The 19,764-nt window shown below is 36.1% G+C and carries 16 protein-coding genes; 6 read left to right on the top strand and 10 right to left on the bottom strand.

The genetic code is table 11. The features are described from left to right. A partial coding sequence (locus AAGF08_RS16555; protein WP_343512433.1) for a hypothetical protein occupies window positions 1-885 on the bottom strand: 885 nt, incomplete at its 3' end. Window positions 886-1,007: 122 nt separating this feature from the next. Further along, window positions 1,008-1,532 (bottom strand): hypothetical protein, encoded by a 525-nt coding sequence (locus AAGF08_RS16550; RefSeq protein ID WP_343512432.1) that lies wholly within the window; start codon window positions 1,530-1,532, stop codon window positions 1,008-1,010. Window positions 1,533-1,830: 298 nt separating this feature from the next. Between AAGF08_RS16550 and AAGF08_RS16545 the strand changes: the two genes are divergently transcribed. Further along, window positions 1,831-5,802 carry a two-component regulator propeller domain-containing protein gene (locus tag AAGF08_RS16545; RefSeq protein ID WP_343512431.1) on the top strand — a complete coding sequence of 1,324 codons (3,972 nt, stop codon included), beginning with the start codon at window positions 1,831-1,833 and terminating at the stop codon, window positions 5,800-5,802. A gap of 23 nt (window positions 5,803-5,825) precedes the next feature. Here AAGF08_RS16545 and rfbB read toward each other — a convergent pair whose 3' ends face one another. The 5 genes from rfbB to AAGF08_RS16520 all read right to left on the bottom strand — a co-directional run bounded on the left by rfbB (window position 5,826) and on the right by AAGF08_RS16520 (window position 10,081). Continuing rightward, on the bottom strand, window positions 5,826-6,878 hold the full coding sequence (rfbB, locus tag AAGF08_RS16540; RefSeq protein ID WP_343512430.1) for a dTDP-glucose 4,6-dehydratase: 1,053 nt from the start codon (window positions 6,876-6,878) through the stop codon (window positions 5,826-5,828). 12 nt (window positions 6,879-6,890) lie between these two features. Beyond that, a complete protein-coding gene (locus AAGF08_RS16535) occupies window positions 6,891-7,946 on the bottom strand; it encodes an NAD-dependent epimerase (RefSeq protein ID WP_343512429.1) in 1,056 nt (351 codons plus the stop codon). 36 nt (window positions 7,947-7,982) lie between these two features. After that, on the bottom strand, window positions 7,983-9,149 hold the full coding sequence (locus AAGF08_RS16530) for a glycosyltransferase family 4 protein (RefSeq protein WP_343512428.1): 1,167 nt from the start codon (window positions 9,147-9,149) through the stop codon (window positions 7,983-7,985). Between the two features lie 90 nt (window positions 9,150-9,239). Next, complete coding sequence (locus AAGF08_RS16525) at window positions 9,240-9,440, bottom strand: helix-turn-helix transcriptional regulator (protein ID WP_343512427.1); 201 nt, start codon at window positions 9,438-9,440, stop codon at window positions 9,240-9,242. A gap of 224 nt (window positions 9,441-9,664) precedes the next feature. Further along, window positions 9,665-10,081: a hypothetical protein gene (locus tag AAGF08_RS16520; RefSeq protein ID WP_343512426.1), complete on the bottom strand. Its 417-nt coding sequence runs from the start codon at window positions 10,079-10,081 to the stop codon at window positions 9,665-9,667. Window positions 10,082-10,262: 181 nt separating this feature from the next. On the opposite strand from AAGF08_RS16520, the gene proC reads away from it, so the two are divergent. Continuing rightward, a complete protein-coding gene (gene proC, locus AAGF08_RS16515; protein ID WP_343512425.1) occupies window positions 10,263-11,066 on the top strand; it encodes a pyrroline-5-carboxylate reductase in 804 nt (267 codons plus the stop codon). Between the two features lie 294 nt (window positions 11,067-11,360). On the opposite strand, the gene AAGF08_RS16510 is transcribed toward proC, so the two are convergent. Genes AAGF08_RS16510 through alaS form a run of 3 tightly spaced genes read right to left on the bottom strand, consistent with a single transcriptional unit; the run spans window position 11,361 to window position 16,589 of the window. Further along, window positions 11,361-12,482, bottom strand: a complete 1,122-nt coding sequence (locus tag AAGF08_RS16510; RefSeq protein WP_343512424.1) for a TlpA disulfide reductase family protein — start codon at window positions 12,480-12,482, stop codon at window positions 11,361-11,363. 3 nt (window positions 12,483-12,485) lie between these two features. Then, complete coding sequence (gene gatB / locus AAGF08_RS16505) at window positions 12,486-13,946, bottom strand: Asp-tRNA(Asn)/Glu-tRNA(Gln) amidotransferase subunit GatB (RefSeq protein WP_343512422.1); 1,461 nt, start codon at window positions 13,944-13,946, stop codon at window positions 12,486-12,488. 18 nt (window positions 13,947-13,964) lie between these two features. Next, the gene (gene alaS / locus AAGF08_RS16500) at window positions 13,965-16,589 is read right to left on the bottom strand and encodes an alanine--tRNA ligase (RefSeq protein ID WP_343512421.1); all 2,625 of its coding nucleotides are present in this window, start codon (window positions 16,587-16,589) and stop codon (window positions 13,965-13,967) included. Window positions 16,590-16,927: 338 nt separating this feature from the next. Here alaS and AAGF08_RS16495 point away from each other — a divergent pair, with 338 nt between their 5' ends. The 4 genes from AAGF08_RS16495 (at window position 16,928) to AAGF08_RS16480 (ending at window position 19,684) form a co-directional block, all read left to right on the top strand. Continuing rightward, complete coding sequence (locus AAGF08_RS16495) at window positions 16,928-18,034, top strand: alanine racemase (RefSeq protein WP_343512420.1); 1,107 nt, start codon at window positions 16,928-16,930, stop codon at window positions 18,032-18,034. 102 nt (window positions 18,035-18,136) lie between these two features. Then, window positions 18,137-18,715, top strand: a complete 579-nt coding sequence (gene nudK / locus AAGF08_RS16490) for a GDP-mannose pyrophosphatase NudK (protein WP_343512419.1) — start codon at window positions 18,137-18,139, stop codon at window positions 18,713-18,715. Between the two features lie 70 nt (window positions 18,716-18,785). Beyond that, window positions 18,786-19,277: an SRPBCC domain-containing protein gene (locus tag AAGF08_RS16485; RefSeq protein ID WP_343512418.1), complete on the top strand. Its 492-nt coding sequence runs from the start codon at window positions 18,786-18,788 to the stop codon at window positions 19,275-19,277. A 20-nt stretch (window positions 19,278-19,297) separates the two neighbouring features. Further along, entirely contained in the window at window positions 19,298-19,684 is a 387-nt protein-coding gene (locus AAGF08_RS16480; RefSeq protein WP_343512417.1) for an STAS/SEC14 domain-containing protein, read from the top strand. Window positions 19,685-19,764 lie beyond the last annotated feature (80 nt).

Raw genomic sequence — 19,764 nt, 5'->3', positions numbered from 1 at the left:
TACCCCCGAACCATTACTAAATTTAAAATCTACTCCTGTGGATTTTGCTCCAGAAACCCTATTGTTTAAGAGATGAGTTCCTCCATCTAAATAGCTTAATTCAATTCCTTTTGAACTTGAAGAAGATGTTGAGAGCATTTGAATAAAATTTTCTTCAATCTGACTATCAAGTAATCTGCTTAATAGAACTCCTCTATGAAAAGAATTTATTACGCTGTTACCAGAAAATTCAAAATCCAAAGCCCTTATAGCATTGGAATTGGTCCCTAGAAAATAAACTCCATAAGAACCTCCTAAAAAGTTGTTTCCCAAAAATTTTATTTTGGTAGAATTAACAGCTGTAATTACAATATTACCCCTTTCTGTACCAGTACTATTTGTTAGAGGAGAATCAAAAATATTGCCCTGAAATAATATATTGTTAAGCTCCAGTTGTCCAACAACTGTTCTTCCATAGGTAGTCCCAAGAGCTTTTACAGTCATATCTTTAAAGATCAAATTGGATGCTCCTTCAAGAGAAATCACATAATTATCAACTGTTGAGTTAGCCGTATGACTTAAAACTACATCTCCAGCATTCCCTGATTGACTCTGAAAAGTAATGGTATTGGTCTCGGATGCTCCTGAGATAGCTCCTAAAACAACTTGTTCGGTATAGGTTCCGCTTTGAACATCAAAAATTACCGGGCCAGAAACCCCGTTGGTTGTCAAAGCAGAAATGGCATCGGAAAAAGTACTATAATCACCCGAAGCACCGATGCTGTAAGACCCAGAAAGCTGCTGGGCAACTGAAAAACCGAAAGAAAAATGAAAAAAGAGAAGTAAAAAAGTAACCCCTTTTTGAAAGCTGAATCGCTTTTTTTGTGGCTGTAAAAATGTATTCATATAAATTTGAATTTTGGCTTGGCTTTTATAAAACTAAAAATCCAAACCTTCGCTCATTCAGGGTGTCACATATGTATCTGAAGATAGCAATGATGTAACATCACAAAAAAACAGTTCATTATTCATTGGGACGAGGTATCTATAACTTCTTTTTCCAAACGAAAAAGATGTATAAAATCAATCAACTCTTCTTTCGATAGATTTTGGGTATGAACCTTAATCAAAAACCGTTTAGAATGAATAAACTCTAAATACGTTCTATGAAGGTCTGTCCTCTCTTTCTCTAAGACCCGAAAAGTTTGATGCTCATTTATTACAGTCTTTTCCGGAAGGGAATGATCTTCAAAATCCTCCTTTAATTTCTCTTCACTTTTTTCGATAAGTAAAGCTCCTAACTCTCCCGCACCGTCCATAATTTCTATTGAGAGGGACTTTTGGGCATCTTTAGTATGTTGAAATTTTGAACGAACAGAACTGATTCCCATTTCTTCATGTAGGCCATGGGCTAAACTAACTCTCCTGAAGAAACCTACACTATAAGGAACCGAGCTCTGCAATTCATCTCCCGTTAAGGGTACTTTTTCGACTAAGGGATGATGAGACTTGGTTTCTCTATCCAAAAAATCTTCCTCCAGGGATGTATCCATCAAGGGATTTTGGTTTTTCAGCTTGGACCTTTCACAAGAAAGCAAAACCAGAACAAGAAACAGAAATAAATTGACTGATTGATTCACAGATAATACCCAGTAACAGAAAGCCCATAAAGGTATTTCAATAAGTATTCAACGGATAAAAAAATTGTAACGGGAAATAGAAAACATGTAACATCCAAAATTGAAAGGATAAAAAATTAAAAATCTAAAAAACCCGGGTTTAAAAAGCCTCATTATCAAATTCTTATTATTTTCAAGATTGAATAGTTGAAATACCCCAAAGAGACATTTGATGAGTGATTATTACAAGGTCCTTTTTACAGGTTTTTTCGCCTTTTTTTTAATTCTAAAGGGAAGTGTTTCGCTAGCCCAAAGAGACATTTCCTTTCGGCAATTGTCCGTGAATGATGGACTTTCACAAAACAGTGCTGTTTCTGTCACCCAAGATCAAGATGGGTTTTTATGGATTGCCACGCAAGAAGGACTCAATCGATACGATGGCGAAGAATTCATTCAGTATCACAAAAAATTCAATGACATCACCCAACCTTCCCAATTAATACTGGGGACTGTTTTTGCAGATTCAAATAATCGAATTTGGATCATCCCCGATACGGCCGTCCCTGAATTATTAGATAAGAAATCAAAAACATTTATTCCCATTGAAGGAGTCAATACTGCAAATCAAATTTTCGAAGATTCAGAAGGAACCATCTGGATTGGAACCCTATCCGGGCAACTTTTTCGCTGGAATGAGAATGAGCAGGAAGCAGAGCTCATCTGGAATGATCCTACCAAAGAAATTAACCATATCACAACTTATAAAAGTCAGATCTTACTGACTTTTCAGGATGAAATCGCTCTTTTTGATCAAAAATCTGAGACAATTATTCCCCTAATTGATGGAGATGTTGAATCGGTTTTTTCTGTAGCTCTCACTATTAATGAAAAACAAATTCTCTTTGGAACCTTATCGAAGGGCTTGTGGATTATCTCGGATGGGGGTTCCTACCCCATTTCAGATTATTTGAAGTTAGAGTCCAACCAATTCGAGAATTCCATGATTTTGGATCTTTGGATGGATAAAAACGGGTCCATTTGGGTAGCTTCTTATGGACAGGGAGTTTTCCTAATTGATTTCGATAAAAAGCAAATTCAAAATTTCATCTATTCAAAGCAGAATCCACACTCCATTTATTACAATGACATTCTATGTCTTTTTGAGGATTATACAGGAACAATTTGGATGGGATCCGATGGAGCAGGCTTAAGCTTCTTCGATCCATTTCTTGAGAAGTTTAATTTCTTTCTCAATCAGCAACTCCCGGAAGACATCAATATTGATGTGATCCGCTCCATTTATGTAGACAATAATGGGAAAATATGGGCAGGCACTTCAGGCAAAGGGTTAACCTCCTATGACCCCAATACTAAAACCTGGAAAACCTATCAAGCCGCAACCAATACTCAAAACACCATCCGAAGTGACCGTGTGATGAGTCTGATGGGAATAGACCATCAATTATGGATTGGCTATCAGGATGGAGGATTGAGTATTTTAGACCAAGAATCGGGGATTTGGCGACATTATGACGAATATTCTAACCCTACCCTTCCTAGCAACACGGTCTGGAAAATTTTTAAGGATGATAAAAACCGCGTGTGGCTTTGTACACGAAATGACGGTTTGATCCAATTTGATCCCCTACAAGGAGTTTTAAAGCAGTTTATCCATGAAGCCGGTAACCCAAAAAGTGTCCCCGACAATAACATCCGAACTATCATTCAGTCTGGAGAAAATGAATTTTGGTTAGGAACAGAGAATCATGGAATTGCCAAACTTAATCTCAATAACCAGTCTTTTAACCGTTATCAGAAGGAAAGAGAAAATTCAAATTCACTAAATAACAATTCAATCAAATCCCTTTATCTGGCTCCAGATGAAAAATTGTGGATCGGCACAAATGGATCAGGAATAAGTATTTTAGATTTAAAGACTGAAAAATTTGAATTCATCACATCTGAAGACGGACTCTCCAATGATGTAATTTATGGAATTCTTCCAGACGACAAAGGAGACCTTTGGCTTAGTTCCAACAAAGGAATCACGCAGATTAAAGAGTCTGATTCAAATTTCACTATTACCAACTACTCCAATTACGATGGATTAGCTACCGAATTCAACACTGGAGCCTACTTTCGGCATCCCTCAGGTACGCTTTATTTCGGAAGTTTAGAAGGCTTATACTGGTTTGATGCAGAAGATATTTCTTTCAACCCTGTTCGCCCTAAAACAGCCATTACACACCTTCGAGTTTTTGATAAAGATTTGCCCTTAATTGAACATCAGGATTTAAATTCCAATCAGAACACCCTAACATTTCAAATCGCGAGTTTGGTTTTTTCTTCCCCTGAGAAAAATCAATTCGAATATTTTTTGGAGGGTTATGATAATTCTTGGATCAACAGTGGCCCCTTAAATGTCGCTCGCTATACGAATTTGCCACCTGGAGATTACACATTTTTTACACGATCAAGCAATTATGATGGCATTTGGAGTGATGAGACGGTCGAATATAGTTTTTCTATTCTTCCACCTTGGTATTGGAGTTGGACCGCAAAATTGATCTATGTGATTCTGTTGATTTTGGGGATTTGGTGGATCATCAATTATTTCAAATGGAAATGGAAAATGCAATATGTGCTTCAACTCAAAGAAGCAGAATCTCAAAGACTTCTTGAAATTGACCAATTCAAGAATAACTTTTTTACTAATATTTCCCACGAATTCCGTACACCCCTTACCTTGATTATGGGAACGGTCCAACGTCTATTTCAGGAATCGGAAAACCCTGTTTTCAAATCTCAGCTCAACCTAATCAAACAAAATTCCTCGCGTTTACTCAATTTGGTTGACCAATTGTTGGAGGCCTCCAAAATCAAAACGGGAAGGTTAAATCTCAAAATTCAGAAAGGAAATATGAGCCTTCTCCTTCAGACAATAACCATGAATTTCTTTTATGCCGCCTCCGAAAAAGGAATGAAACTAACTACTCAGATTCCTTTATTGAGTGAAATTTGGTTTGACGCAGACAAAGTTGAAAAAATCATTGGAAACTTGCTCCAAAATGCCATTAAGTACGGAAAAACTGATACTGAGATAAAGCTTGAAGCAATCCGAGCAGGAAATCATGTCATATTCAAAGTTCGAAATACGAGTTCTCGAAAATATAGTCAACACGAAAAAGAACATCTATTTGATAAATTTTATAAGGCTGATCAAAATTCCGAAGGCTTCGGAATTGGACTACCTATGATCAAAGATTTAGTAGAATTGCATCAAGGATCCATTCAATTAAATTTAGATAAACCCGAATTATTTCAGGTGGAAATAACCCTTCCAATCGATAAACACTTCTTTTCTCCGGAAGATGTTTGGGAAAATAATACTGAAGAAATCAGGGAAGAAAATATCTCATCCAATACCCAGCCCAACGAAAAATCCCCTTTAATTTTGATCGTAGAGGACAATGATGATCTTCGGAAATTCCTACTAGATAATTTAGGAAGTTATTTCAACCTTATCGAAGCGAAAAATGGAAAAGAGGGAGTCTTTTTGGCCTTAAAGAAGATTCCTGATTTAATCATTTCTGATGTAATGATGCCTGAAATGGATGGAATTGAATTATGCCATTCTTTAAAAACAGATGAAAAGACCTCACACATTCCTATTATTCTTCTGACTGCCAAATCCGAAGAAGAACATATGCTTCAGGGATTACGGGAAGGAGCTGATGATTACATGATCAAACCATTTTCAATACAGAAACTTCTTGTGAGAATTGAGAAATTGATCGAACTCCGAAAAAATCTACAAATCCGCTATTCAGGTAAACCGGAGATTTCCCCAAGCGAAATTGCAATTACCTCCACGGATGAGCGATTCCTTCAAAAGGTGCAACAAATTGTCGATTCCGATTTGATGGATTCCAATTTTTCCGTGAATGATTTCAGCAAAAAGTTAGGAATGAGTCGAATGCAGCTTCACCGCAAATTAACGGCCTTAACAGGTCTGTCCACCTCAGCATTTATTAGAGATCAACGGCTTCGAAAATCATTGCAAGAATTAGAGAAATCCGATGAAACTGTCTCAGAAATAGCCTACTCGGTTGGCTTCTCTTCCCCTTCCTATTTCATCAAGTGTTTTAAGGAAACCTATGAAATGACTCCTACTGAATATCAGCAAAACAAACAAAAAAATTAGGGACAGAAATAACTGACCTTTTCTTATGATTCGTAATGCTCCTTGTAATAATCCTGATAGGTACCAGAGGTTACATGATCGAGCCATTCCTGGTTATTCAAATACCAATCAATTGTGATTTCAATTCCTTCTTCAAACTGCAAACTTGGCTCCCAACCTAATTCCTCTTTGATTTTGGTAGCGTCGATTGCATATCTCAGATCATGTCCAGCTCTGTCTTTGACGAAAGTGATCAGTTTTTCAGAAGTGCCTGGTTCACGGCCAAGTTTTTCGTCCATTTTCTGACAAAGCAATCGAACGATATCGATGTTTTTCCATTCATTAAAACCTCCAATATTGTAAGTTTCTCCTACTATTCCCTGATGAAAAACAGTATCAATTGCCCTTGCATGGTCTTTCACAAAAAGCCAATCTCTTACATTTTCCCCTTTTCCATAAACAGGTAAAGGCTTGTTGTTTTTTATATTATTAATACAAAGTGGAATCAGTTTTTCTGGGAAATGATTGGGGCCATAATTATTACTACAATTTGAAACAACTGTCTTCATGCCATAGGTATTAGCATAAGCTCTCACAAAATGGTCAGATGAAGCTTTAGAGGCTGAATAAGGAGACTGCGGATCATATGGTGTAGTTTCTAGAAAGAATCCCCCATCATGTAAAGAACCATAAACTTCATCTGTTGAAACATGGTAGAACAAATGCTTGTCCAGTTTAGCTTTCCAGAATTCTTTGGCAACATTCAATAAATTCACTGTGCCAATCACATTCGTCATTACAAAGGCCAAAGGGTCAGTTATCGATCTATCAACATGTGATTCAGCGGCCAAATGAATCACATCAGTAATGCCATGTTTTTGAAAAATTGAATTCAATGCTTGAGCATCTTGAATATTTACTTTTTCAAAAAAATAATTGGAAGAACTTTCCACCTCTTTCAGATTCTCCAGATTACCTGCATAGGTCAAAGTGTCAAGGTTGACAATTTTATAATCTGGATATTTCAAAACAAATAGTTTTACCACGTGAGATCCTATGAATCCGGCTCCGCCGGTGATCAAAATTGATTTTTTCATAAATCTATTTATCTATTCATCCCCAAAATAGTCCAAATACCATTCTGTGAAAGCAGAAACACCTTCTTGGATAGTTGTTTCAGGTTTATAACCTGTATCTTTTACTAAATCTGTTACATCCGCATGGGAAGCAGGTACGTCTCCAGGTTGTAATGGAAGTAATTCAAGCTTTGCTTTTTTACCAAGTCCTTCTTCAATAGCATGAATATAATCCATCAATAGTACCGGTGATGAGTTTCCAATGTTATAAACTTTGTAAGGCGCTTTGGCACTTCCGGGATCAGGGTTCATGGGGTCGAAATCAGGATTTGGTTTGGCTGGTCTATCTGCAACTCGGATTACTCCCTCTACAATGTCATCTATGTATGTAAAATCACGTTTCATTTTACCATGATTAAACACTTTGATAGGTTCGCCTTTTAGGATAGCCTCTGTAAATAAGAAGAGTGCCATGTCAGGCCTTCCCCATGGGCCATAAACCGTAAAAAACCGTAACCCTGTAGTCGGTATATTAAACAAATGACTATACGTATGAGCCATCAATTCATTTGATTTTTTAGATGCTGCATACAAACTAATAGGATGGTCTACCGAATCTGAAGTGGAAAACGGGAGTTTTTCATTTGCACCATAAACCGAACTTGAAGAAGCATAAACCAAATGTTTAACTGGGTAAAAACGACATGCTTCCAAGATATTTAGAAAAGCTATAATATTACTTTGAATATAAACCTCTGGATGAGACAAGGAATACCTTACTCCAGCCTGTGCGGCTAAATGAATAACTACATCAAATTTCTCCAACTCAAAAAGCTCCAATAAATCACCTTTTTCGGCTAGGTCCAATTTGATAAATCGATAGGACGGAATCGTAAAGGATTGAATAAGTCGATCAGTCTTTATTTCCTCTCTATGTATTCCCATTGAGGCTAATCGCGCATACTTTAGGTCTGTGTCATAATAATCATTTATAACGTCTAAGCCAACGACTTCATCTCCCCTTTCCAACAATTTGCGGGCAACATGAAATCCAATAAATCCTGCGGTTCCGGTGACCAGGTACTTCATAAATTGAATCTTGTGTGATTATTACCTAAATATAATTTATTCTGTTGGACTGACCTGCTTCAAAAGTTCAATGTAACGATCATAAATTTCTTGATGAATCTGAGGTCTACTGTAATTTAGCATAACTTCTTCATATAATGCCATTGACATTTGAGCCATTTTATCCCTTTTTACATACGCAAACTCCAGAGCCTCTTTCAAAACGGCGGCATCTTTGACCGGAAAAATCAATCCCGTTTTTTGTTGAGATATGATATCAGTATTTCCAATAATTCCAGAACAAATAATGGGAAGTTGCATTGCTCCTGCTTCTAATAAGACATTAGGAAAGCCTTCTCTATGTGAGGGATGAACTAACACATCTGCTAATGCCATATAATGTGCTACATGGTCTGACCAATCAATCTGAACAATCCTTGGATGATCTGTAATTGTCTGAATAGTTTCAGGAGACAATGGGTTTAAGTCTTGCTCAAAGCTTCCCAATAAAACTAATTTAGATTTGCTCTCTATTTTGGAATTGGTAAATGCTGATACTAATTCCTCGATGCCTTTATCTTTTACTAATCGGCCTACATAAAGTATCACAAAATCATTCTCGCCAGGAAGAATACGCATCGTTGCAGCGACTAAATGATTTTCTTTCAAAGCATTCCGATTGAATTTCTCTAAGTCTACTCCATTTGAGGAGCCTTTACCTATGATGTGTAGCTTTTCCTCTGAACAAAGATTTTCTTCGAGAACGAATTTTTTTAGTCCATGAGAGTTTGGCCAAATTTCCGTGGCATATTGACAGGTATACTTTTCAACCTTTTCCAAAAGCCCTTTTCTACCACCTTCTGTGGCCATATAGGGGATTCCTGCTAAAGTGTGGATTCGCACTTTTACTCCGGCCATCTTAGCCGCCAGCATTCCTAAAATCCCTGCTTTGGGGGTATGAGTATGGACAATATCGGGCTTTTCTCTTTTAAATAATTGATACAATTGCCAAAGACACTTGAGATCTTGAATTGGAGTAATTTGTCTTGTAAATGGAATTACTTCAAGTCTGCACCCTTCATTTTTTAACACTTGAGCCACCTCTCTTCCATCGCTGCTTACCATTAGAACTTCCATCCCTTTTTCTTTCATAAACTTCATTTGTCCAGCAAGGAGGAGTTTTAGAGAAAGGGGTACTGTTGTTATGCGGATCAGTTTAGTCATGAAAAAGAATTGTAAAGGCGCAAAGGTAAGATTTTAAACTCTTTTGTGCTCAAAAAATCGCAAATCGTATTCCAATAAACCCAATTTCTATTAATCTTTATCTTCAAGTTCAAATATCTCTTCTAGAGCAATTCCAAAAATTCTGGAAATCTTCAATGCTAAAACAGTAGATGGAACATATTTTCCTGCTTCTATGCTGTTAATAGTTTGCCTAGAAACATTTACTTTTTCTGCCAGCTCCTGTTGCGTCATATTATGTCTAGCCCGCTCTACTTTTATAGAATTTTTCATCAGTCTAGTATGCCTGATATGAGTGAGCCTGATGATAAAGTTCTTTTCTGAACCTGGATACTAAGAATATTGGAATGACGAGATATATTAACATAGACAATCCAAAATTTATATGTATTGATGAGTGCAACAAAGAAGTAGATGTCAAAGTCTGTGATTGATTCATTCTAAAATTAAAGTTTGATTGGAGAAATTTTAATAAGCACATTTTGACGTTATTTCTTTTAGTCCTTAGAGGACATATATTTTTGATATTGAAATGCCGCATATACATAGGCATTGAGTAAGAATAAAACCAAATAAGCCGTAAAAATCTCAGATGTAATCCTATCGAATCTCAAATAATTAATCAACATCAAAGCTCCAAGGCCCCAGATCAACCAATAAAAACCAGTTTGAAAAGCCTGAAGCCGAAATGATTTGATCATCTCATCTTCCTCTTTCTCTCTGGACAAGTTTAGTAGTCCAAAGCCAATAGCCCAAAAGCCATAAATTATTTGGGATGATTCATCTGGACTAATATCCATTCTACTAAAAGCCATGCCTATGACCAAGATTACTGGAAGAGGGAAAAATACAAAAGCTACTTTCTTCCAGGCAGGTGAAAGTAAGGGTACATGCAAAATAGATTTCTCTTTCATAAGTCAATTATTTTTTACTAAATGTAAAATAAACTTTACTTTTTGTCAAGATATTTTATCAAAATAAATAACTATTGATTCAAATTACATCTAAATAGTAGTTTTGAAATTCCCTTTTTCAAATTAAGACATGCCTTTTTGTACCTTTAAGTATCAAAATTTCTTACCTATTTGAATTCATATGATTTCTTCAAAAAAAATTGCAATCATCGGTTGTGGTAATCTTGGCTCCTCCATAGCAAACGGACTGTTAGAGAAAGACAGCTTTGATTCGAAAAACTTAACTCTTACAAAGAGAAACACTCTTATTTTATCAGATTTTGAGGCAAGAGGAGTTAACGTACATTCGGATAACTATACAGCTGCAAAATATGCAGATATTATTTTGTTGGGGGTAAAACCTTATAATGTCAACCCTATTTTAAAGGAAATAAAAGAAGTACTGGATCCTAAAAAGCAAATAATTATTTCATTGGCGACGGGCATCAGCTTAGATGAAATGTTTAAAGAAATTGATCCCAACACGGTTGCTTTTAGAGCTATGCCAAATATTGCAGCTGACATTCAAGAATCGATCACCTGTGTTTGTCAAAGAGGAGCTAATACTGAGCAAATTGCCCTGATAAAAGAGTTATTTGATTCAATAGGAATTACGATTGACATTGATGAATCGCTTATGGAAGCTTCCACCATCTTAGGAGCCTGTGGTATAGCCTATGTGTTACGATTCATGAGGGCGATGATCCAAGGTGGAATTCAAATTGGATTTGATTCTAAAACTGCTAGTAGGATTGTAAACCAAACGGTGAAAGGAGCAGCTGAATTAATGATTCAACAAAACATACATCCTGAAGAAGCCATTGATAAAGTAACAACTCCTAAAGGCTGCACGATTGTTGGATTAAATGAGATGGAGCATCAAGGTTTTAGCTCAGCAATGGTAAGAGGTGTAATAGCAAGTTTTGAAAAGATTGAAAAAAAATAAGCCTTAGAAATAAAATTATTTAAAAATCTAGGAATAGTTATTTAATATCATTCAAAAATGATATTAGTTGGAAAAAGAATAATTTATTTTTTGTTTTTCTTTTAAATATTTTTACTAGTTTTGTCTCGGGTGATAAACAACTTTTGCTATTCCTTTTTAAAAGACTCGATTTTTCAAGGGAGGACTGTTTGGTAATTTTTTTTCTCCTTCCTTTTGTTTTAAGAATTAAAATCAAAAAAAAACCTTCTGAAAATGATTTCAGAAGGTTTTTTTTGGTTTAATTTTCCCGACTATTTATTCAAAGATTTCTTCAAGCTTACTCTCCAAACTTGGGCCTCTTAAGTCTTTCCCAATAATTTTTCCATCTGGATCAATGAGGTAAGTAGCTGGTATCGCATTAATCTGATAAGTTTCAGCAGCAATCGAATTGAAATATTTAAGATCTGATACTTGAGGCCAAATTAACCCATCTTCGAAAATTGCATCAACCCAAGCTTTTCGTGTTCTGTCCAATGAAACTCCCAACACTTCGAACCCTTTATCTTTATACTTATTGTATAATCTTAAAACATTCGGGTTTTCTTCTCTACAAGGCTTACACCACCCCGCCCAAAAATCAATCATTACATACTTACCTCTAAAATCCGAAAGGTTTACCATTTGCCCCTCAGGGTTAGGAAGTGTAATTTCTGGAGCAACTTGCCCCATTGACAAGACTCGCATTTCATCCAATTGCTGTTTTAGCTGAATAATCATCTTCGTTTCTGGATATTTTTTATCCAACTCGGCAACCAAACTATCCAAAAACTGAAATTCATTTTTAGAATTTAAAAGACCAATTGCTGCTAAAGAGGCAAAGCTATCTCCCATCCCATTGATAACATTTTTGACTTCCTTTGCCTGATTGTCCTCTAAGAGTAATGCATCAGTTTGAATTTTCTTGATAGCTTCAGTATCATTACTACTCATTGCTTGATAATATGCTTCATTCAATTCATTTACTTTATTTTGATAGCTAGTGATTAACCCATCAATTTTTTGCATCTCCTGACTATCCCTCGAGCCTGTTATTGCTAAGCTTTCGCTATTTGAAAAATCATAGTTCACCTGAACATCCTCCTTAAACAATGCTAATCTTACTGATCTTTGATCAAAAAGATTCAATTCGTAGAAAGTAGGGGTTTCGACATCTAGAACATAATCAAATCCTCCGTCAGAATTAAGTTTAAGCGTATCAAGAACAATTGGTCTGCTCTCAGTAAATTTAGATAGGATCACATGTCCCTCGGGAGCACTTTCAACCTTCCCTGAAAGCTCTACTTTTCCGTCATTCTCAGTTTCTTTACTTTCACAAGAAAGTAAGGTTAAACCTAAACATAACGATAGAAGTGTTATGATCGATAAAGGGTATTTCATGATTTAATTTTGTAATAATTCTGTTAATAGTTTTGTAGCAACTTTTGGATCAGCTTTTCCTTGAGATTTCTTCATTACTTGTCCCATAAACATTCCCATTAGACCTTTTTTGCCAGATTTATATTCCGCAACTTTCGCTGCATTATCAGCCAATACTGCCTCGACTATTGGCTTTAACGATGATTCGTTGCTTTCCTGTAATAGATTCAATTTTTGGGCGATTTTATTTGGACTATCCTCCGATGATTTTAACATCTCTGGATAAATCTTTTGAGAAGCAACTGTAAAGCTCACTTTGCCTGCATCTATTAATGAAATCAATTCAGCTAAGGAGTCGATACTAATAGGGAAATCGCTTATACTTAGGTTTTGTTCATTCAAATAAGACTTAATTGGTCCCATCAACCAGTTTGAAGCAGATTTAAAGTTTTTAGTCTTGGTGCAAAGCTCATTAAACCATAAGGCTATTTCTTTGGATTCTGTTAAAAATCCAGCATCGTAATCAGGCAGGCCAAATTCCTCTACAAATTTTTTATGGAGTTCTCGGGGAAGTACAGGCATTGAATTTTTTATAGAATTCAACCATTCGTCTGAAACTACTACTGGACTCAAATCGGGCTCAGGAAAGTATCTGTAATCGTTCAAATCTTCCTTAGTTCGCATACTTGAGGTTTTTCCTGTGGCTGCATCAAATGTTCTTGTTTCAGAAACAACTTCTTTCCCTTCTTCCAGCAATTTTATAATTCGATTATGTTCATGCTCAATTGCTCTGGAAACGTTACGGAAGGAATTCATGTTTTTCACCTCTACCTTCTTCCCATACTCTTTTGAACCCTTTAGCATCACAGAAACATTAGCATCGCAACGCAAAGAACCTTCTTCCATGTTTCCATCACAGATATCAAGGTACTTTACAAGTTTTTTGATTTCGGCCAAGAATGCATAAGCTTCTTCTGCAGATCGTAAATCAGGCTCCGTAACAATTTCTATTAACGGGGTACCAGCTCGATTAAAATCTACCAAGGTATCTGTTTCATCATTCAAGTGAATAGATTTCCCAGCATCTTCTTCCATATGGATTCTATTCAATTGTACTTCTTTATTACGGCCATCTGCGAGTTTAATAGGAACTTTTCCACCAACACAAATCGGTCCTTTATCTTGTGTAATTTGATATCCTTTTGGTAGATCGGGATAGAAATAATTCTTTCTGTCAAAAATATTAAGCCTTGTAATTTCACAATCGCAAGCTATTCCCATTTTGATTGCGAATTCAATCGCCTTGATATTAACTTTTGGCAGTGTACCAGGGTGTCCAAGAGTAATTACTGAAATCTGAGTGTTTGGAGAATTACCATACTCTGATCCATCGGAAGCAAACATTTTACTATTTGTAAGCAGCTGAGAATGGACTTCAAGCCCGATTACCAGTTGATACTTATTTTTTATTTCTTCGCTGATCATTAAAGCGTTTTTTCATTTTTAAAGGTACAACTCTTTGGCTTTGTTAACCACACTTTCTAGGCCAGACAGATCCTTTCCTCCAGCTGTGGCAAAAAATGGCTGTCCACCACCTCCACCTTTTATTTCCTTCGCAAGTTCTCTCACGATTTGCCCAGCGTTTAGTTTATTGGATTGAACTAAAGACTCATCGATGATTACTGCAATTTGAGGTTTTTCATCAATATTTGCGGCTAAAATAACGAAAGCATTTTCAACTTCATTCTTCAATTCATAAGCCAACTTTTTCAAGGAATCTGAATTTGGAAGATTTACTTTAGCAATTAGGATGTTTATTCCTTGACCAGCTACAAATTGTTTTAACAACTCTCCTTTTACAGCACCTGCTTTTTCCTGGTGTAAGCTTTCGATTTCTTTCTTAAGATCATTCCTTTCATGGATCAAATCCTCAATAGCCTTCTTTAAATCTTTGGGATTTTTCAATAGACCTTGGATTTCCTTCACTAAACCTTCCTGCTCCCTTAAATACTTTTCTGCAGCTTTGGCAGTAATGGCTTCTATTCTACGGACTCCTGAAGCACTTGAACCCTCAGATACAATCTTGAATAGACCTATCTGACTAGTAAAAGGAACATGTGTACCTCCGCAAAGTTCGACTGAATAATTAGGATCAAATGTGATAACGCGCACAAAGTCTCCATATTTCTCTCCAAATAGGGCTGTAGCTCCCATCTTTTTTGCCTCTTCAATTGGAACATTTCTTTGCTCCACTAAAGGTATGTTCTCCCTGATTTTGGAATTGACAATTTCCTCTACTTTTTCAATCTCCTCTTCTGTAACTTTTCCAAAATGAGAAAAATCAAATCGAAGTAATTCCTCATTTACCAAGGACCCCCTTTGCTGAATATGATCTCCCAAAACCTGCTTTAAGGCAGATTGAAGCAAATGCGTTGCCGTGTGATTATTCATGCTCAAAACACGCTTCTCACTATCTACTTCTGCAGAAAATCTGACTTCAGGATGCTGTGGAAGTTTCTCCACAAAATGGACTATAAGATCATTCTCTTTTTTAGTGTCCATCACGCGGATCTTTTCTGTCTCAGAAACCAACCATCCCGTATCCCCAACTTGTCCTCCGCTTTCAGCATAGAATGGAGTCCTATTTAAAACTATCTGGTATTTGTCACCTTTCTTATCAGTGACGACTCTGTATTTAATGATATAAGAATAAGACTCTAGGAAATCATAGCCAATAAATTCCACTCCAGTGTCTTCATGAACAAGCACCCAGTCTCCAGTTTCTGACTCTGAAGCAGCTCTGGATCTAGTTTTTTGTTTTTCCATTTCAACGGCAAAACCTTCCTCATCCAGTGAAAGTCCATTTTCTCTGGCTATTAATGAGGTTAAATCCAATGGGAAGCCAAACGTATCGTAAAGTTCAAATGCAGTTTTACCTGGAATTACAGTTTGATTTTTACTTTTTAACTCCCCTTTGATATGATCCAATATTTTTAGTCCATTATCCAAAGTTCGAAGGAAAGAAGCCTCTTCCTCATAAATTACTTTTGAAATAAACTCTTGCTGTTGTCTTACTTCCGGGAAAATATCACCAAAATTCTCAGCGATCAAAGGAGTTAATTCATATAAGAAAGGTTCATGGAAACTTAAAAAAGTATAACCATACCTTACTGCTCTTCTCAGAATTCTTCGAATGACGTAACCCGCCTTATTATTGGATGGCAATTGCCCATCTGCAATAGTGAAAGCAATCGCTCGGATATGATCTACAATCACTCTAAAAGCAATATCTATCTGCTTGTCATTTCCATAAACCTTTCCGGACTTCTTCTCCAATGCAGCCAAAAAGGGAGAAAAAAGATCCGTATCGTAATTTGAAGATTTTTGCTGAATTGCTCTTACAAGTCGTTCAAAGCCCATACCTGTATCCACATGTTTGGCGGGAAGTTCTTTCAAACTTCCATCAGCTAATCTATTGAATTGCATGAAAACCAAGTTCCAGATTTCAATTACTTGCTCATGGTCACTATTTACAAGGTCTTTCCCTGCAATTTCCTGTCTTTCAGAATCTGGTCTTAAGTCAATGTGAATTTCAGAACAAGGACCACATGGACCAGTATCTCCCATTTCCCAAAAATTATCCTTTTTGGACCCCATAATTATTCGATCCTCAGGAATAATCTTTTTCCAGAAACCATATGCTTCAGAATCCATCGAAAGATTATCTTTTTTATCACCTTCAAATACAGAGACATAAAGTCTCTCTTTTGGAAGTTGAAAAACATCCGTTAACAGCTCCCAAGCCCATGAAATTGCCTCTTCTTTGAAATAATCTCCAAAAGACCAGTTGCCGAGCATTTCAAACATGGTATGGTGATACGTATCCACACCAACCTCTTCCAAATCATTATGCTTTCCACTGACTCTTAGGCATTTCTGAGAATTTACAACTCGTGGATATTTTGCAATTTCATTACCCAAGAAAGCATCTTTAAACTGATTCATTCCTGCGTTTGTAAACATCAGGGTTGGATCATTTTTTACGACAATGGGTGATGAGGGTACGTATTGATGCTGCTTGGATTGGAAAAACTCAATAAAGGTACTCCGTATTTTCTTTGCTTCCATGATTGGTATTGAGGCAGTAATTTTCTTTTCTGAACGAACTATTGTCGTTTTATTGGGTCACAAAATTAATAGAAATGATGGTGTTAACTGCATCTGCCCATAAAATCTTCATCGCTTCTTTTGGCTCCAAAGAGGTCCGGCTTAAGGAAAAGCAAGTTTAGGGTTCCAACTTCAAAATAATATTTATCCTAATTCACTTTCCAAAACGAGTAAATCATTTTTGGCTAATACCTTTCAGGACTTTCAATTCTCCCTTTCCTAGTTTACTTTCAGGAATATTTTCTTAATAAAACACAAAACTGATTTCAGTAAAAAAACTGAAAATGTATCTAAAACTTATGAGCTATTTAGACCAAATAACCTCCCCCACTTTACTTTTAGACGAAAATATCTGCCGTGCAAACATCAAAAAAATGGCGGAAAAAGCTGCTCGAAATAACATGAAATTAGTCCCTCACTTCAAAACAGCACAGTCTCATGAGATTGGTAATTGGGCAAAAGATTATGGAATTACTGAAGTAACAGCCTCTTCTATTAAAATGGCAGAATATCTGAGTGGTCAAGGTTGGGAAAACATTCATATAGCTTTCCCTTTTAATCCATTAGAAATCCCAAAGCTGAATAAAATTGCTGCCAATCAATCTATTTCTGTTCAACTTATTAATGCTAAAACTGCTAAAATGCTTGTAGATCAATTGGAACATCCAATTGGCTTTTTTATTGAAATAGACGCAGGGTATGGTAGAACGGGGGTTGAAGTAAGTGACTTCGGGTTAATTGAAGAAATCTTATTAATCGCTAAAAAATCAGATAAACTTAATTTTAAGGGTTTCTATCTTCATCCTGGCCATACCTATTATATGCCGGATATTCCCGCAATTTATGAGCAATCTCGAAATGCACTTAGCATGCTCAAAAACAAGTACAGTACAGAATATCCAAAGTTGGTCACCCGAATTGGAGATACTCCAGGCTGCGCTGTAATGGAGGATTTTGGAGACATTGACGAAATGGGGCCAGGCAATTTTGTTTTTTATGATCTTATGCAGGCTGCTTTGGGAGGATGTGATAAAGAAGATATCGCAGTTTGCCTTGCTGTGCCTGTTGTGGATATCAAGAAAGATCGGAAAGAAATTCTTATTCATGGTGGCGGAGTACATCTAGCAAAAGACGTTCTGGTTGATGAAAATGGAGTGAAAAATTTCGGAGAGGTGGTTTACTTGAATGAACATGGCTGGACAATTCCAGAAAGTAGATCTTTCCTAAAAAGTATTTCTCAAGAGCATGGAATAATTAAAGCTTCAGACGAACTAATGGCCAATATTAAGGTTGGAGATATTCTTGGAATTCTTCCCGTTCACTCCTGTATGACAGCAGATGCCATGGGAGAATACATGACGCTGGATGGTAAGAAAGTAGATCATGCAGAGGGAATTGCTCATTAATATTTAATCCAAGAGTATATTGCTCTATTAATAAAATCACATCCTTTTAAAGTTTATTAGACCCAGAATAGAACTCTGGGTTTCTTTTTAACAATATGATTCATGATTAAAGATCCTAAAATTTTAAAAACTGAAGTACTTTCAGACAATTGGTATACGCTTCGGAAAATTACATTTCAATATAAAAAGGAAAATGAGGAGGTCATCACTCAAGTTCGAGAAGCATACGACAGAGGAAATGGTGCCACTATACTTTTATATAATCAAGAAAAAAAGTCAGTAATCTTAACTCGTCAATTCCGGCTTCCTACCTATATGAATGGAAATGAAACTGGAATGATGATTGAAGCCTGTGCTGGCCTATTGGATCAGGAAAATCCAGAAGAATGTATCCGTAGAGAAACAGAGGAAGAAACTGGATACCAAGTGGAGAATGTTGAAAAAGTATTAGAAGCTTATATGTCTCCTGGATCTGTAACTGAAATACTATATTTTTTCATTGCTACATATTCCAAAGAAATGAAGGTCAGTGAAGGAGGTGGAGTAGATCATGAAGAAGAAAACATTGAGGTTTTGGAACTACCATTTGAAAAAGCTTTAGAGATGGTTAATACCGGTGAAATCAAAGATGCAAAAACGATCTTACTATTACAGTATCTTAAACTTAAAAGAATTCTTTAAATTGGACTTAGATCAAACTTATTAACCTTTTTTGTAATATTACTTTTAAAATTATTTGATCTTTTTTGACATGTACAAGCAACTTCATATTTCACGTTATTTCCCACAATCTATTGAAACTGTTTACGAAGCTTTTACCACATCAGAAAGTTTACAAAAATGGTGGGGACCAGAAGGTTTTGAAATGGAGACAAGAAAATTTGATTTTCATCCAAATGGAGTCTTTCATTTCGTCCTAAAAAGTGATGCTTTTGATATGTGGGCTAAATGGGTTTTCAAAAATATAAAAGAACCCCATAAATTGAGTGTTATTAATTGCTTTTCAAATGAAGCTGGAGAAACAGTAAAAGCCCCTGAAATCCCTTTTGGTCCAGACTGGCCGTTAGAAATGATGCTGGATTTAGAATTTTATGAAGAAGATGGAAAGACAAGAATTGATTTGGTCTCTTTTCCACACAATGCATCCGATGCTTCAAAGGCTGTGTTTTCAGAAAGTATTTCTCAAATGGAGGAAGGATTCACAGGAACTTTTGACCAATTGGAAGTGTATTTGAATAAGTAAACACTAAACTAAATAGATTCATGGTAGAGCAATTAAAAACCTATAAAAATGGTATTCTCGCAATTGAAATTATTGATGGGTTTACTGAAACTGATGAGAAGTTTTTACAAAAACTATTTGAAGACAAAAAAGAAAAAGGATTTGATCCTATCAATATCCTGATCAAGCTCGATGAGGCTAAAATTTCAAAATCCTCTATCAAGGTATTTTTCGAAGATATAATCTATACACTTCGAAATTATAAGCAAATGGGTCATGTTGCAGTTGTAGCGCATTCTAATATTTTGAAAGCGCTAGTACCGATAGACAATTGGTTTTTCCAAAGATCTTCCAAAGGAAGAGAAGAACGATATTTCGATATTTCACAATTGGATCAAGCGTTTAAATTTATAGAAAAAACATCTTAACCATTTGAAATTCTTAGCGCTCTTAGATCCTGAAAAGTATTAAAAATACCTTTTGTCCTCATTCTAAAAAGTAATGAGGT

Origin of the sequence: Algoriphagus sp. SE2, from assembly GCF_039563885.1 — a bacterium.
In the GTDB taxonomy this organism is placed as follows: Bacteria; Bacteroidota; Bacteroidia; order Cytophagales; family Cyclobacteriaceae; genus Algoriphagus.
Note: the sequence above shows the minus strand (reverse complement) of the source record. Positions and strands in the feature narration are given on the sequence as shown.